At 73.0% G+C, this 15,502-nt stretch carries 12 protein-coding genes; 1 reads left to right on the forward strand and 11 read right to left on the reverse strand.

Annotated features, from left to right (window positions below; genetic code table 11):
• Nucleotides 1-9: 9 nt before the first annotated feature.
• From Sdagh_RS25790 to Sdagh_RS25830, 9 genes are all read right to left on the reverse strand, one after another.
• The gene (locus Sdagh_RS25790) at nucleotides 10-663 is read right to left on the reverse strand and encodes a response regulator transcription factor (RefSeq protein WP_189423912.1); all 654 of its coding nucleotides are present in this window, start codon (nucleotides 661-663) and stop codon (nucleotides 10-12) included.
• A 105-nt stretch (nucleotides 664-768) separates the two neighbouring features.
• Nucleotides 769-1,572 (reverse strand): alpha/beta fold hydrolase, encoded by an 804-nt coding sequence (locus Sdagh_RS25795; RefSeq protein WP_190078730.1) that lies wholly within the window; start codon nucleotides 1,570-1,572, stop codon nucleotides 769-771.
• A gap of 461 nt (nucleotides 1,573-2,033) precedes the next feature.
• Nucleotides 2,034-3,320, reverse strand: coding sequence for a (3,5-dihydroxyphenyl)acetyl-CoA 1,2-dioxygenase DpgC (gene dpgC / locus Sdagh_RS25800; RefSeq protein WP_189423916.1), 1,287 nt, complete (start codon nucleotides 3,318-3,320; stop codon nucleotides 2,034-2,036).
• The gene (dpgB, locus tag Sdagh_RS25805; protein ID WP_189423918.1) at nucleotides 3,317-3,982 is read right to left on the reverse strand and encodes an enoyl-CoA-hydratase DpgB; all 666 of its coding nucleotides are present in this window, start codon (nucleotides 3,980-3,982) and stop codon (nucleotides 3,317-3,319) included. Before dpgB ends, dpgC begins: the two co-directional genes overlap by 4 nt.
• A 14-nt stretch (nucleotides 3,983-3,996) precedes the next feature.
• Nucleotides 3,997-5,115: a 3,5-dihydroxyphenylacetyl-CoA synthase DpgA gene (gene dpgA / locus Sdagh_RS25810; protein WP_189423920.1), complete on the reverse strand. Its 1,119-nt coding sequence runs from the start codon at nucleotides 5,113-5,115 to the stop codon at nucleotides 3,997-3,999.
• A 55-nt stretch (nucleotides 5,116-5,170) separates the two neighbouring features.
• Nucleotides 5,171-7,429, reverse strand: coding sequence for an aminotransferase class I/II-fold pyridoxal phosphate-dependent enzyme (locus Sdagh_RS25815; protein WP_190078731.1), 2,259 nt, complete (start codon nucleotides 7,427-7,429; stop codon nucleotides 5,171-5,173).
• 384 nt (nucleotides 7,430-7,813) lie between these two features.
• Nucleotides 7,814-8,776: an IS481 family transposase gene (locus tag Sdagh_RS25820; protein ID WP_226535796.1), complete on the reverse strand. Its 963-nt coding sequence runs from the start codon at nucleotides 8,774-8,776 to the stop codon at nucleotides 7,814-7,816.
• 110 nt (nucleotides 8,777-8,886) lie between these two features.
• A complete protein-coding gene (locus tag Sdagh_RS25825; RefSeq protein WP_189423922.1) occupies nucleotides 8,887-9,879 on the reverse strand; it encodes a ParB/RepB/Spo0J family partition protein in 993 nt (330 codons plus the stop codon).
• A gap of 693 nt (nucleotides 9,880-10,572) precedes the next feature.
• Nucleotides 10,573-11,223: an LmbU family transcriptional regulator gene (locus Sdagh_RS25830; RefSeq protein WP_226535798.1), complete on the reverse strand. Its 651-nt coding sequence runs from the start codon at nucleotides 11,221-11,223 to the stop codon at nucleotides 10,573-10,575.
• 200 nt (nucleotides 11,224-11,423) lie between these two features.
• On the opposite strand from Sdagh_RS25830, the gene Sdagh_RS25835 reads away from it, so the two are divergent.
• Entirely contained in the window at nucleotides 11,424-11,705 is a 282-nt protein-coding gene (locus Sdagh_RS25835) for a DNA gyrase inhibitor YacG (protein WP_189423926.1), read from the forward strand.
• A 23-nt stretch (nucleotides 11,706-11,728) separates the two neighbouring features.
• On the opposite strand, the gene Sdagh_RS25840 is transcribed toward Sdagh_RS25835, so the two are convergent.
• Together Sdagh_RS25840 and Sdagh_RS25845 are read right to left on the reverse strand one after the other, a co-directional pair.
• Nucleotides 11,729-14,041 carry a peroxidase family protein gene (locus tag Sdagh_RS25840; protein WP_190078741.1) on the reverse strand — a complete coding sequence of 771 codons (2,313 nt, stop codon included), beginning with the start codon at nucleotides 14,039-14,041 and terminating at the stop codon, nucleotides 11,729-11,731.
• A gap of 963 nt (nucleotides 14,042-15,004) precedes the next feature.
• Nucleotides 15,005-15,412, reverse strand: a complete 408-nt coding sequence (locus tag Sdagh_RS25845; RefSeq protein ID WP_190078742.1) for a DUF6278 family protein — start codon at nucleotides 15,410-15,412, stop codon at nucleotides 15,005-15,007.
• Between the last annotated feature and the right edge of the window lie 90 nt (nucleotides 15,413-15,502).

A 15,502-nucleotide genomic window follows, 5' to 3' on the forward strand; every position in this document is an offset into this window, starting at 1 on the left:
ACGGGCACCTCAAATCCGGTACCCGCCGCGGGGTACCGTCTCGATCACGGGCGGGGAACCGAGTTTGGATCGCAGGCGGTTGATGGTGGTCTTGACGGTGTTGGTGAAGGGGTCGGTGGCCTCGTCCCACACGCGTTCGAGGAGTTCCTCGGTCGGGACGGGCCTGCCCTGGGCGGCCAGCAGGTATTCCAGGACCGCGAGTTCCTTGGGGTTGAGGGGCAGTCGCCGGCCGGCCCGGGTGGCGAGCCGCTTCGCCGGGTCGAGCCGCAGATCGCCGTGGACGAGGACGGGGGGCAGGGCCCGCTGCGGACGCCGGCCGATGGCCCTGATCCGGGCGATCAGCTCCGGGTAGGCGAAGGGCTTGGGGAGGTAGTCGTCGGCGCCAAGGTTGAGCCCCTCGACCCGCTCGTCCATGGTGCCGGACGCGGTGAGCATCAGCACGCGCGGCTGGACCGGCTGTTCGGCGAGGGTGCCGCACACCTCGTCGCCGTGGATGCCGGGCAGGTCCCGGTCGAGCACGACCACGTCGTAGTCGACGACCGAGGTGCTCTCCAGCGCCCGTTCCCCGTCGTGGACGACGTCGACGGCCATACCCTCGCGGCGCAGCACCCGCGCCACCGAGTCCGCCAGCACGGCATGGTCCTCGACCACCAGTACTCTCATCGTCCGCCCCTCGTGAAGAACTCCGCCGACCGCGACGCTCGCCCTGCGAACTGGCCCTGATGTCACGGGAGTTGTATCCAGCGGAACAGGGTATCGCCGCAGTGCTCAGTTCCGTGTGAAGAATGCGGTGATGATCTCGTTGACGGTGTCGGGTTTTTCGAGACAGCCGTAATGACCGCAGCCCGGTATTTCCGCGTAGGCGGCTCCCGGAATGTGCCGGGCGAGTTCCCGTACGAGTGCGGGGCGGGCGATGAGATCGTCCCGGAAGCCGATGACCTGGCAGGGGACGGTGATCCGCCGGTAGGCGGGCAGGCGGTCGCCGATCAGCTGGAGGCCGAGCTGGCCGCGGACCGCGGCGGGCGAGGGGGGCGACAGTTCGAGGACCGACAGCCAGTCCTGGAGCTGTTCCTCGTCGTTGAGGGTGTCCGGGGAGAGGTTCTGCAGGGCCTGGACGTAGGCGGCGTAGCGCGCGGGGAGGGTGATGCCGCTGTCCGCGAGGGCGAGGTCGGCGGCGGACATGGCGGTGATCAGGGCGTCCGCCCGGCCGCAGGAGGCGATGAGCACCGCCTGGCTGACCAGGTCGGGCCGGGCCAGGAGCAGTTCCTGCACGATGATCCCGCCGAGGGAGAAGCCGACGACGCGGCAGGGCCCGGCGTCCAGGTGGGTGATGAGCGCGGCGACGTCGGCCGCCATGTCATCGAGGGTGAAGCCCTCTTCGCACAGGTCGGTCGGCGGGATGCCGCGGTTGTCGACGGTGACGACCCGGTAGCCGGCGGCCTTGAGGGCGGGTACCTGGTGGGCGCGCCAGATCCGGCCGGGGGCCGCGGTACCCGTGATCATGACGACGGGCTCGCCGGAGCCGTGGTCGTCGTAGCCGAGGTTGATTCCGTTGACGTGCGCCACCGGCATCGGGCGGCCCCCTCACTGTCGCTGTCGGATACGGAAGATGTCGGAGATCCCGGGAGTCCCGTCAGCCCGGGCCACGGCAGCCCTGTCGACGCCCGCCACGGCGGCTCCGGCAGCCCTGGCCACCGCGGTCCCGGCAGCTCCGGCAGCCCTGTCGACGCCCGTCACGGCAGCTCCGGCAGCCCCGGCCGCCGCGGGCCCGGCGGCAGGAGGGCCGCCCCCGTCCGCCCCGGCGCCCTCACGCGCCTCCCGGCCCTCGCGGCGCCGGCACTCCCCCCACGGAGCGACGGCGGTGAACGCCTCCGCGAGCAGCGTGCCGACCGAGGCGAGGGCGGGCTGGTCGACCCGCGGGGCCCGGGGCGCCGGGCCGCCGGGCGGTGGCCCCGCGCAGACCCGGCCGGCGCCGGGGACCAGCCCGAGCCACGCCTCGGGCGGGCAGGGCCGCGTCCCCGGGCCGGCCGGGCTCATGCCGTGCGTCCCGCGAACCGGCCGACCTTGGTGATGACGTCCTCGCCGTACAGGCGCAGCGCCTGCTGGAGGGCGAACTCCGCGATGTACCGGCGGAACTCCTCCGGCGGTTCCTCCGCGGCGTTCAGCATGTGCCGGTTGGCGACGACGGCGGGGCTCTTGAGCCGGGCCGCGCCGCGCTCGACGGCCGCGTCCAGGTCCTCGGGTTCGACGACCTCGTCGACCAGGTGCCGGGCGTCCGGTTCGGCGGCCCACAGGCGGCGGCCGCCGAGGATCACCTGGCGGGAGATCCGCGGTCCGGTGTACCGGCCGAGCCGGAAGTTGCCGGCGCCGGGCACGATGCCCTCGCGGGCCGCCGGCAGCGTGAGGTAGGCGTCCGAGGCGGCCAGGACGAGGTCGCAGGCGAGCAGCACCTGCATGCCGCCGCCGATGGCGAAGGTGTCGACCGCGGCGATCCACGGCTTCTCGACGGTACGTGAGTGCCAGGAACCGTCGTGGTCGACGAAGAGCCCGGCGATCATCTTGCGGAGGTAGCCGGTCTCGCGGCGCAGCAGGAACCCGGTGAGGGAGATGTCGCCGGCGTGCAGCGCCTTGAGGTTGATGCCGGCGCTGAACACCCGTTTCCCCTGGTAGCGGGGGTGGGACATGGTGCCGCCGCGGAGGACGGCCACCTGGACCCCGGGGTCGAGCAGGGCCAGGTCGACGGCGGTCTCCATGTCGTCGACCTGCTGTTCGTCCTCGGCGTTCAGGCAGTCGTCCCGGCACAGGGTCAGGTGCGCGGTGCCGTCCCGTCGTTCGAGGAGCACCGAGCGGGTGCGCAGGACGCCGGTGCGCAGGAACTCCGGGAGCAGGTCCAGGGCCCGGTCGGTGGGCCGCAGCATGGTGTCGAGCAGGTGCGGACCGGCGTACGGCGACCGGAGCACCGCGCGCAGGAAGATCCCCTGGTCGATCTCCCAGCCCTCCTTGTCGGCCTGGCGCCGGCCGCGGTCGGCGGCCATGTGCTCGGCGCCCGGCACCAGGCCGGGGAAGCGGGCCGCCGCCGCGTCGAGGAGTTCTCCGAGGCGCAGCCCGCCGGTGTCCTCGGTGAGCCGCCGGTACACGGGGTCCGCGTACCGGTCCAGGTAGGACGTCCGCAGGGCGCGGGCGGCGTTCTTCGCGGCGGCGATCTCGGCGCGTTGCTCCTCGGTGCGCCGGGCGGGTCCGGGCAGCGTCGCGACGAGCTTGTCGACGTGGGTGTCCGCCTCCCGCGCCTCCGGCCAGAGCGGCGGGGCGGCGGCCGTCACGAGGCCGCCTCCCGGGCGGTGCCGCGCAGGGCCCGGTCGCAGGCGGCCAGGTGCGGGCCGAGGGCGTCCTCGAAGGAGGTGCTCGCGGCGTCGAAGAGCAGTTGCCGCCGGATCGCCAGCTCCTTGCCGGACAGGCCGCTGGTGAGGCCGGCCACGGCGGCGACGGCCGCGGCGGGGTCGTCGACCAGGTCGTCGGCGAGGCCGAGGCGCAGCGCCTCGGGCCCTTCGACCGGGAGCCCGAACAGCACCGCGCGGCGGACGCCCGCCGGGCCGGCGAGCTGGACCAGCCGGTAGCCGGCCATGCCGGGCCAGGTGGTGCCGGCGGCGTCGCGGGCGACGAGCAGCCGCGCGCCGGGGGTCACCGCGCGGACGTCGGCGGCCAGGAACACGTCGAGCGCCGGGCCGCCGCACTCGCCGTCGGCCACCGCGACGGTGGCCACGGGCAGCCGTTCCAGCCGGCGCAGCACCCGCTCCCACTTGCTGACCAGCATCACGTCGAGCCCGCCGGTCCAGTCGCCGGACGGGGTTCCCGTGGCGTGGACGGCGAGGGGGCCGTGGGCGTCCTGGTCCTCGGCGCGGTCGCACACGTCCTGGACGGCCTTGACGGTCGCCGCCGTCAGCGGCTCGCTCCCGTCGACCGTGAGCGTCAGCGCCTCGCTCATCGCGCTCGCCGGCCTCACCACTGGACCAGCGCCGTCTCGAGGGTGGAGCCTGGCCCCATGGTCATCAGCACGCCGTACTCCCCTGGTCGGGTGATGTCCTCGTCGAGCAGGCGCTCGTACGAGAAGAGGAACGATCCGCTGGACACGTTTCCGTAGTCGCGCAGCACGCCGGTGGTGTGCCGTACGTCGTGCCGGGTCAGTCCGAGGTTGACGCCGACGGCGTCGATGACCTTCTTGCCGCCCGAGTGCACCAGCCAGTGCGCGATGTCGCTGCGGCGCAGGCCCTTGCCCCCGAGCAGCCGGTCCACGACGATCTCGGCGTGCGCGCCGACCACGTAGGGGATCTGCGGGTCGAGGAAGAAGCTGAACCTGCCGAGGTCGCGGTCCCAGTCGTAGCGCATGGCGTCGACGGCCTCGGGGATGATGCAGCTGGCGAAGTCGAGCAGCCGCGGTCCCTCGGAGGAGACCGTGCCGGGGTGTTCGCCGGCGAGCAGCGCCACGGCCGCCGCTCCGTCGCCGAACAGGCTGTTCACGACGGCGGTGCGCATCGAGGAGTCCATCGCGTACGCGGCGGAGCAGGCCTCCGCGCAGAGGACGACGGCGAGTTCGCCGGGGTGCGCCGCGGACCAGCCGGTGACGACGTTGAGGGCGTTCAGGCCGGCGTTGCAGCCCATGCCGACGATGTCGGAGCGGCTGCAGTGCCGGTCGATGCCGAGTTCCCGGATGAGCAGGGCGCTCAGGCCCGGGGTGAGGAAGCCGGTCGAGGTGACGCAGCACAGGTGGCGCAGGTCGGAGAGGTCGGCGCCGGCCCGTTTCAGGCAGGCGCGCAGGGCCTCGGCGCCCATCTCGACGGCCAGCGACTTGTGCTTGTCGATCAGGTCGCCCTGGGCTTCGGGCCGCCGCTCGCCGGTGTCGTCCGGCGCGGGCAGGACGAGATGGCGCCGTTCGATGGCGCTGTTGAGGAAGACCGAACGGACCCGGGGATCGCCGATCCCGAAGGCGTCGAGCACTTCTTGCTGGGAGTAGGAGGTCGGTGTCACCGCCGTCCCCACTCCCACGATCCGCGGGCGGACGAATCCTCCCGGCAGGAATTCCGGTTCCGCGGTGACGGGCCGTTCCACGGTCGTGGTCATCGGTAAGTCCACCCCCACCTGCGCGGTGTGCTGCGCAGTGTCCGTACGACGTGATTCATGTGCCTGACCTTTCGTTCGCGGCGCATTCCGTCTCGATGAAGCGGATGAGCCGTGCTGTTCCCTCCTGGATCTCCGCGGGCGTCAGATAACTGATGGACAGCCGGATTCCGTTCCGGCCGCCGCCCCCGGGGTGGAAGTGCTCCATCGGCGTCCAGATGACGCCGAATTGCTGGGCCGAGCGGGTCAGTGCCGCCTCGTCCGCCCGGAACGGCACCCGGACGCTGAGGAAGAATCCGCCGGCCGGTTCGTTCCACCGCACGCCGAGCCGGGCCCGGCGGTCGGCGGGCAGGTCGAGGTCCAGGTGCCGCAGCACCGACCGCATCGCCTCGCCGTAGTAGGCGGCGGCGTCGGTGTTCATCTCCGAGACACGGCCCCGCGCGGCCAGCAGCGCGCCCGCCACCGCGGCCTGGCTGAGCGAGGGGGTGTTCACCGTCACCATGCTCTTGATCTTGGCTAGTTCGGCGGCGAGCAGGGTGGTGCCGCCCGCGTCGTCGCTCACCGGCTGGTCGGCGACGACGTAGCCGACCCGGGCGCCGGGGAAGACGGTCTTGGAGAAGGAGCCGAGGTGGACGACCCTGCGGTCGCGGTCGAGGGCCTTGAGCGTCGGGAGCCGTGGCCCCGGGCTCACCATGCGGTAGGGGCTGTCCTCCAGGATCAGCATGCCGTGGTGCGCGGCCGTCCGCAGCAGTTCCTCGCGGGTGGTGAGGTCCAGGGTGTTGCCGGAGGGGTTGGCGTGGTCCGGCAGGACGTAGAGGACGCGGGGGCGTTTGCCGCGGGCCCGCAGGCCGCGGGCGGCGGCGTCCACGTCGGCGCAGGCCAGTCCGTCCTCCCGCTCCTCCACCGGGTGCACCTCGATGTCCAGCAGCCGGGCCGCTCCGACGATCCCGACGTAGCAGGGGCTGGAAACGAGCAGGACGTCCTCGGGGCCGCCGATGAGCGCCCGCAGGGCCAGCAGCATGGCCTCCTGGGCGCCGAGGGTGACGACCAGCGCCTCCGCGGGTACGTCGATGCCCTCGTCGGTCCTGAGCGAGTCGGCGATGATGTCGCGGATCAGGCCGGCGGTGGGGCCGTACTGGTAGAGCGCCGTCCGGATCTGCCGGGGGGTGTGCCCCCGTTCGGCGAGGTGGTCGAGGTAGCGGCGGGCGTGGGTGAAGACCTGCTCGGTGTCGAAGAAGCCGTCGTAGGGCCGTCCCGGGGCGAAGGAGATGGCGTCGGGGTAGCGGAAGGTGACCTCGTTGAGGAAGTTCATCGTGTCCAGGACGGGGTCGGAGAGCGCGCTGTGCAGTTCCGTCCGGCGCAGTGCGGGCGCGGGGCCCGGCGCGGCTTCCGGGACGGGCGGCACGGGTGCCGGCGCGGGGTCCGCCGGGGCGGTCTGGACGCGGATCACCTCCCGCCCGAGGTCGGTCACCGCGCCGGCCCCGGTGAACTCCATGGCACGGGCGAAGTCCCTCACCAGGCCCGGCAGATCGGGTGCCGCGCCCTCGGTGCCCGGGGTGTCCGGCCGGAGGACCACCGCGTCGGCGCCCAGGGCCAGGGCCACGACGAGGTCGGCGCCGGTGCGGACGCCGCCGTCGAGCAGGACGGGCACCGCCCCGCCCACGGCGTCCGCGATCAGGGGCAGTCGGTCGAGGCCGGAGGCGACCACACCGTCGGCGCCCGCCTCGACCGCGCGCAGCGCGTCCCGCGCGGTGTCCGTCCCGGCGGCCAGCAGCGGCAGCGAGGTCACCGGGCGCAGCGTGGCGAGGACGGACCAGTAGGCGGCGGGCCGGGGGCCGGGGCCCGGCGCGAGCCCCAGGGTGAGGGCGCCGAAGCCGGCGTCCTGCGCGCGTACGGCCAGTTCACGGGCGGCTCGCCGGTCCCGTACGGCGGTGACGTCCAGCCACGGCGGTACGACGCCGTCACCGGCGGGAGCCACGGACCACGGCGGCCCGTCACCGGCACCGTCACCGGCCGGAGTCGCGGACCAGGGTGGCGTGCTCACGACGGCGGGGAGTCCCGCGGCGGCGCTCGCCCGGATCGCGGCGCGTTCCTGTCCGGGCCGGGTCCGGTCGGGCTGGGGGACGACGACGACCGGTGCGCTCCACGCCCGGCCGAACACCTTCACCCCGGTGTCGGGCGGCCCCGCGGACCCGTACCGCCCCTGGACGAGTCCGGTGCGGTCGAACAGGGCGCGGTCGGCGGTGTCGGCCGCCCGTCCGGTCGGGTCAGGGGAATCGCCGGAGCGGGCACCTTTTCCGGTGTGCTGCGCTGCCATGGATTCCCTCCGAAAGCCGTCGACGCGATCTCCGGTGCGGAATTCGCGGGCTCAGCATCACACGCCCCCCGATGATTCGACAACGTCGTCCAACTGCGCGATGCGCACGCTTGGACACGGTAATTGCGCGAGAAGGGAGCGGGTCGGAAATGGACGGTAATGAATGCGAGAATGCAGGCGCATTCGGCCGGGCGGCCGGCCCCTTTCGCATGCTTCCGCGAAAGGGGCCGGCCGCCGTCCAACCGTCGGTCACGGACGTCTGGACGGCCTTTCGGCTCGTCCCCGGCCGCCCTTCGGCCCGTCCTAGGGCCTGTCGTTCGGATCACGCCGCAGACGCGGGGAAGGCACAGCCGATGCCCCGCGACCTGATCCAGACGACAGGCCCTAGCTGTGCTGTTCGGACAGGTTGGTGACGCGGCTGGCTGGTGGGTGGCCGCCGATGCCGGTGTGGGGTCGGTGGTAGTTGTACCAGTCCAGCCAGTCGGGAAACGCTGCCTGGCGTTCGCGGTCTGAGGTGTAGGGCCGCTGGTAGGCCCACTCCTCGAGCAGGGTGCGGTGAAAGCGTTCGACCTTGCCGTTGGTCTGCGGCCGCCAGGGCCGGGTCCAGCGGGGGCTGATGCCCAGGTCGCGGCAGGTGTCGCGCCAGGTGTTCTTGGTGTAGGCCCAGGCGTTGTCGGTGAGGACCCGTTCGATCGTGATGCCGCGTGCGGCGAACCAGGCGGCGGCCCGGGTGAGGAAGCCGGCGCAGGTGGCGGCCTTCTCGTCGGGGAGGTTTTCGGTATAGGCGAGGCGGGTGTGGTCGTCCAGGGCGGTGTGCAGGTAGGCGTATCCGGTGCCGTTGCGGCGGTCCTGATTGGCCCGGCCGGCTGCCCGGCCGAGGACTTTGTGGCCGCCGCCGTCGGGGATGCGGCCGAGTTTCTTGACGTCGATGTGGACCAGTTCTCCGGGCCTGGCACGCTCGTAGCGGCGCACGGGCTCGCCGGTGGCCCGGTCACAGGCGGCCAGTGCGGGCAGGCCGTGCCGCAGGAGGATGCGGTGCGCGGTGGAGGCGGCGATGCCGCAACGGGCGGCCGGCCGCACCGGACCGATCCGGTGTTCGCGTCGCAGCCGCACCACCTGCTGTTCGACCGGGGCGGGCGTCTGGCGCGGGCTGTGGTGGGGGCGGCTGGAGCGGTCCCGCATCCCGGCCGGGCCCAGTTGCCGGTAGCGGCCCGCCCACCGGGCGGCGGTGGTGTGGCTGACCTGGAAGCGTTCCGCGGCCCGCCGCAACGGCCAGCCTTCGTCCACGACGCACCGGGCCAGGCGAAGCCGCCCGGTCGGAGTCAGCGGGGCGTTACGGTGGGACACGAGGGCCTCCTGCGGTCGGGTGCAGATGTCGCAATCCACACCGAACCCAGAAGGCCCTCACCCGTTCAAGCACCCAGCACGCGTGTCACCAACGTCCCGGGACAGCACACCTAGCCGTGCCGGACCGTCTGGTGTTCCATCCGCGCGGCGACCTCGCCCCAGACTCCCGCGCACGCGTGGGCGAGGTCGGCGACCACGGAGGTGCAGTGCGGCGGGACGCTGTCGATGATCGCCTGCCATTCGGCGCCGCTCAGGGTGTGCAGGTTCAGCAGCCGCAGCAGGGTGCGGCCGGTTTCGCTGAACCGGAGGGCGGGGTCGGACTTCAGCCGGTCCACGGCCGCGACCCGGGCCGCGATCCGCGCGGTGCCGGTGGTCTGTCCGGCGGCGCCGGCCCGGTTCCGGCTCGGCTCCTCGGCCAGTGGCTTCGGCTTCGGACGGGCCCGGACGCGCGGCTTGGGCAGCGGGTCCTCGCCCCGGTGGATGCGGTTCCGTACGTCCCGGGCCGTCTCCGGCGAGATCCGGGCCGCGCGGGCGATCTGCCGCAGGGAGAGACCCGGGTTCTCCCTGATGAGCCGCCCGGCGAGTTCGCGTCCCGCGGCGCTGTTGACGGGCCGGACCCGTCCGTCCTGGCCGATCCGGCTGCCCTCCGCGAGCGTGTCCCCGGCCGCCCGGCGGCGGATCTCGGAGACCGTGCCGGGCGAGAGGCCGGTGGCCGAGGCGATCATCCGGTCCGACCACTGCGGGTGCGAGGTGATGATCCGGCTCGCCGCTCTCTTCCGGTCGGCCATGGACAGCGGCAGACCGTGCGTGATGTTCGATTCCACGGCGAGTACGAAGGCGTCGGACTCGCTGCCGTCGAAGTACGCCACGGCGATCTTGTCGTCGCCGCGGAGCTGTGCCGCCCGCAGCCGGTGTATCCCGTCGATCACCCGCATCGTCTGCCGGTGCACCAGTACGGGAGGAAGCGGAGCCCTTACTTCCACCAGGGCCTGGATATGGTCCTGGTCCTCCCCGGCACTGCGCGGCGACCCTTCCACGACCAAGGAACCGATCTCGACTTCGACGACCAGCCCTTGTTCGAATTGCGTCTGGTCAAGCTGCATTACAAACTCCCCCGAGGCTCTTTCTGTACACACGTTCGTGTTCCGTGACGAATGACAGACGTCCCGTTCATGACGTGTCGACCGCGCAGGACGTTCCGAGAGCGCACGACGCGCACGACGGGATCAGCGAGTTCAGCCGGCAGGTGGGAATTCCGCCGGACAGGGAGTCAGGTGTCTCGGCACGGAAGGACCGGACGCGCGCGACGACGTCCCCGGCGCGACTTCGGCCCCCCGACGCACTTCGGCCGCCGGAACTTCCGTCCGGCCTCTAGGTGTTGATCTGCGAATGGTGCCCATGCTTGAGATCATTCGACTTCCCCCGTGTTACCACCACATGAGCCGCACCACCAGAAACTGCGGCCCTAATGGCCGACGGCGGCCGGTGGCCGCACGCCGAGTTGGACACCAGAACAGCAGACGCCTTACGCCTCGTCCAGAGCCCGCCCGCCCGGCATATGGGCCACAGGGAGTGACCGGTGCCGGGGCCGGGCCGCCGCACACGGGGAGAACCGCAGGTCGAGCGGGCTGCGCACCTTTGCGTCACGATCGCTCGACAGCGGCGTGAATATGACGAAAAAACGGAGACACGCCACCGGGGTGACGCGGTCCGGTGGCCGGCGGGCCCGTCCCGCCGGCGGGACACGGCCGCCCGCCCGCCGCCCGCGCGGGCGCTCACCAGGGGAAAACGGAGACTCAGGCTCCGATGTCGGCGTCCGTCCAGGGCTCGGGGCGCACCGGTTCACCGGCCGCCTCGTCGAGGCGGGAGACGATCCAGTCCAGCAGGTCCAGACCTGCGGCTTCCGCCGCCTGCTGCCACCGGACCCGGCGGTCGGAGGGGACCCGGAGGGGGACCAGCGGATGCGGCAGCGCCCGGTCGTCGCGGCGGTGGGCCCTGACCCGCCGGCGCAGCTCGTTGCGGGACCAGCCCTCCCGCTCGGCGCGGGCGAGCCACTCGTCCTGCTCGTCCGGGGGAATGCCGGCGACCTCGGCGTGGTGCTGGAAGCTGAGCCGCGCGCGGCGCCGGGACGGCTCGAACTTGCCCGCCACCCAGGCGTAGTTGCGCAGGGTCTGGTAGTCGAGGCCGCTCTCGGTGAGGGCGCGGCGATAGCGGTCCGGATACTCTCTGCGACCGTAGATCAGCCAGTCCCCCAGCCACCACGCCGACGAGTCCGTGACCACGAACATCTGCCGGCCGAGGTGGCGCCACTGGGCCAGTGGCAGTCCGGGGGACAGGGTCAGGGCGGTGCGCCGGGTGGCCGCGCGGACGTCCAGTGTGCCGTGTTCCCGCTCGCGCGCCACCGGTTCCGTCCGCCGGCCGGTCCCTCGTGCCGCTTCGCCCGCCATCCTCCGCACCTCATCGCCCCCTTGTCCGCAGGCACTCATCCTTCCGGAGGCGACGTCTCGGCCAGGTAACAGAACGGACCGGGTGGACGGGACGGGCGGGGCGGCCGGGGCCGTGGCTCTGTGTTACGGCGGAGTTACCTGTTCCGCGGTGTACTGGTGCGCGCGGAGCACGCGGCCCCGCGAGCGGAAGAGGAGGCCCCATGGTCACCGCGCCCCGGTGGTGCGCAGAGTGCGGCACGGAGTTCGCCTGGACGAGCCGGAATCCGAACCGCAGGTTCTGCGGCCCCAGGTGCCGCTCCCGGTGGTGGCGGGCGGGGCGCGGCCGGAGCGCCGAGCAGGCCGCCGGGGCCGGGGAGCCCGCCGGCCCGGCCGCGGTCCGGCTGGGCGCCCTGCACGCCTGTCCGCACTGCGGGGAGCACCTCACGGTCATCAATCTGCTCGTCGGCGGCGAACCGGTCCCCGGGGCCGACACTCCCCCGTAGCCCCCGGGACCGGTGCGCGGCGCCTACCGGGTCGAGCAGCGGGTGGTGTTCAGCGTGAAGGCGGCCGGATCGGCGGCGTCGCCGCCGGTCGCGCCCGCGGTGCCGGTGAACGGCACCCGCAGGGTCCGACCGGGCCGGATGGTGCCGCCGGAGTCCGGGCTGTGGACGGTCACGTCGGTGCCGTTCTGCGACACGACGGCGCCCTTCGCCTCGAGGGCCTTCTGCCCGTCGGCGTAGCGGTAGCGCAGCGCCCAGGCGGTGAGCGGTGTCCGGCCCGTGTTCTTGATCTCGAGGGTGCCGGTGAACGCGCCGGCGGCGTCGGGTTCGCCCGCCGCGTACCTCACCCGGCAGCTCCCGGCGGGGACCTCACCGTGGGAGTAGAACACGTTGTCGGGCAGGGCGGAGCGCTCGATGTCGGTGTTGGCGGCCATGACATCGGCGAGGCGGTGGCGGAAGTCGATGCCGTACGTCCGGGATATCGCCCTCAGCGTGGCGGACTGGTTGCCGTAGAAGAACCGGTCCCCGTCGCGCAGCCGCCGGAACTGGTCCGCCCACATGGCCTGTTGGAGTTCGCCGAACTCCGAGCCCCTCAGGTGGGGTTCGGCCAGCATGCCGACGTAGGCGTCGACCCGGTCGACCGAACCGTAGATCGCCTTGAGGCGGGCGGCGAGCGGGGTGCGCCGGGTGTAGGTGGTGGCGGAGGTGTCCCCGGGCAGCGCCTGGAAGCCGACCTTGCTGCCGAAGAGGTTGCGCATGTCGGTGAAGTCGACGCTGTCCGGGTCGTCGATCTCGGCACCGGGGGTCAGCTCGCCGTCCTGCGGGAAGGTGTCGCGGGCCTCACCGGTGATGCCGGTGAAGGACGTCACCGGGGCGAGTCCGTACGCCTCGCGCAGGTCGTTGTAGGACGGCATGCCGTGGTCGCGGCTGCGGGCCAGGTCGGTGGCGGCCAGGTCGAAGACGCAGGCGGGGTCGGCGTTCGGCGCGGAGCACGGGACGCTGCGCAGCAGGTGGTCGGTCATCTCCTCGTTGCGGTACTGCGCCTTGTCCCCGAGGGACTGCAGGAGCGGCCCCAGGCCCAGGTCCTTGAGGAGTTCGGGGTTGTCCCGCATGAACTCCAGGCTGACCTCGACGCTCACCGGCCCGTCCGGCGCGCCCATGACGACGAGCCCGGCGGCCCGGAATGCCTCCAGTTGTGCCTCGGTGTAGCGCCCCGCGGGCTGGTTGAGGGAGGTGGCGCCGTGGATCATGCTGTGTGCGCGGTAGCCGACGGTCGCGAACTCGTTGGTGAGCGTGGCGTCGGTCCTCGGGTCGTAGCCCCGGTAGCCGGGCAGGGTGATGCCGACCGCGGGCAGGAACTCGGTGTAGGTGATGTACTGGATCTCGCTGATGACGACCCGCCGGGCTGTCTGGAACTTCTCCTCCTCGGAGAGGTGGGCGGGCAGCGCGTCCACGATCCGGTTGTGCTCCCGGGCGAACAGCGTCTGTACGCCGGTCACCGCGATGTTGTTGTTGACGCGTACGTCCCCGGCGACCACCGCACTGCCGGGATCGGCACGCAGCCGGCCGTCGATGTCGGTGGCGGGCGCGGACCGCGCGTCGCCCCGGGCGTCCCGGCGCGGCAGGTAGTCGTCCGGCAGGAGGAGTTTCGCGCCGTTGTCGGAGAGGTCGCCGTCGACCTCGCCCTGCCGCAGCCATTCCAGCCGCTCGCCGTCACCGCCGTAGACGGCCGACGCGTCGAGGTAGGAGCCGGCCATGTTGACCTGCTGCCGCGGCGAGCGGGTTCCGGTGCCCCGGGCGGGCGTGGACCGGGTGAACGGCAGGTAGTGCTTCCCGGAGACCAGTTCCAGCGGGTCGCTGTCGTCGCCCGTCAGGTCGGCGGACTCACCCTGCGGGTCCGTGGCCTGCTCGCCCAGCCGCAGGGCGAAGGTATGGTCGAGGAACTGCGCCCAGGTCCAGGCCCATTGGCTGACCTGACGCTCGGAGAAGATGTTCGCCGGCATCACCCGGCCGCCCTGGACCTCCTCGTCGGCGAAGATCCGGTTGCTCACGTAACGCGGGTCCGGACCGGCGACCGGCTTGCTGCGCCCGTCGGCGTAGTGCGCGGGCGCCAGCCGGGCGTAGGCGCCACCGGCGCGCCCCCACCCCGGGTGCGCCCGGTTGTTGCCGCTGCCGTCCAGCGACTGTGTCTCCGGGCGGAGTCCGCCCTGCGCTCCGGCCGCGCCGGACGGCGCCGCCAGGGCGGTCACCAGGGTGGCCAGCACCACGGTGACGGCGCCGGCTCTGGTACGCCCGAAGGTGCGCCCGGGAACCGAGCCGTACCGGTTCGCATGCCTCATGCCTTGTCCCTTCTCTGCTGTCCTGACCGGACGCGTTGTCCTCGCGGACACGTGCGGACGCCGCTGCGCGCAGGGGTGCCACCGGCCGGGGTGCGATGCCGGCGCGGCGGGGCTGCGGGAGGCGGGGGCAGGGAGACCTGCGGTACGTACCCGCCCGCTCCGCGCGGGTCGTGGCACGGGCGCGGGGCCGGTCAGTGACGGGCGGGGCGGAGCCGCCACCGCGTCGCCAAGAATGCACGAAGGGACGTCCAAGCGACAGATCCGGTCGCTTGGACAGGGCCGTCCGGGGCGCCGGGTTCGGGGTACGGGCGACGCGAGGGGTACGGCTGCTTCGCCCCGGGGAACCGCGAGAGTACGGCGACCTCAACCCGGGGAACCGCGAGAGACGGCGACCTCAACCCGGGGAACCGCGAGAGACGGCGACCTCGACCCGGGCGCCCTGGGCGTACCCGGCTCGGCGTACCCGGCTCGGCGGGCCCGGCCGGCGCGCGGCTGACCTTCTCCATGGCGGGAGTGATCTGCGGCCGGCACCGGACGGGTCCGACTGTCGGAAGGAGCTTCCCGGCGGTGTCAGCCGGGGTGCCCGGCGCACCGGCGGGCGAGCTGCCCGGCGCTCCGGAGGCGGCGGCACCCGGCATCGCGGCCCGGGTGCCGGGCGTCACGGAACGGGGTGCGTGGATACCGGCGCGGAGCGCACCCGCACCGGCATCGAGCGCGTGGGCACCGGCGCGACGGGCTCGCGCGCCCCCCGCTGCCCCCGGCCCTCTCCCCCGCGTGCTTCCTTGCGTCACTCGACTCGATCACTGGATCGATGACCATCCCAGCCCTTTTCCTCAGCTGTGTCCTGGCTGCCGCAAGGTATCCGGCCGGGAGAGCGGCCCCCACCCGACACGCACTTTCCGGGCATTAGCCGTATTTACGGCCATGGGGGTAGGGCGAGACCACGATGCCCGGCCCGGCCGCTCAGGTCTCCGCGACCTCGGCGTAGGACTGCGACAGCTCGGGCGCGCCGCTGGCGGCCCACTCGTGCCCGGAGGCCACCACGTCGAACTCCCGGCCGGAGGCGAGCCGGACGACCGGCTGGCCGTCCGCCCTGAACCACCAGGCGGCCCCCGGCACGGTCCGTACGATGACGGTGCCCAGGTACAGCCCGGCGTCGTTGCCCAGCCAGGGCAGGATCTCCTCGTCGTCCCGCCAGCGGGGCACGACCTGGTCGAGCTGCTCCAGCGAGGCCGGGGAGTCGTCCAGCCGGACGCCCTCCCGGTCCGCCTGGGACCGCAGCAGCTCGCACTCGGCGAGCAGGCCGGCGATGCCCTCCGGGTCGCGAGTCCCCGGATCGACGCGCCGCTTGCCCAGGAAGGGGATGTTCATGCCTCCAGCCTGGCATTCGTACCGCCGTTCGCACCACAGGCGCGCGGTCCCGCTTCCGGGTGACATGACGGGTCGCGGCGGCATGGCGCA

Origin of the sequence: Streptomyces daghestanicus (assembly GCF_020521275.1) — a bacterium.
GTDB lineage: Bacteria > Actinomycetota > Actinomycetes > Streptomycetales > Streptomycetaceae > Streptomyces > Streptomyces griseoviridis.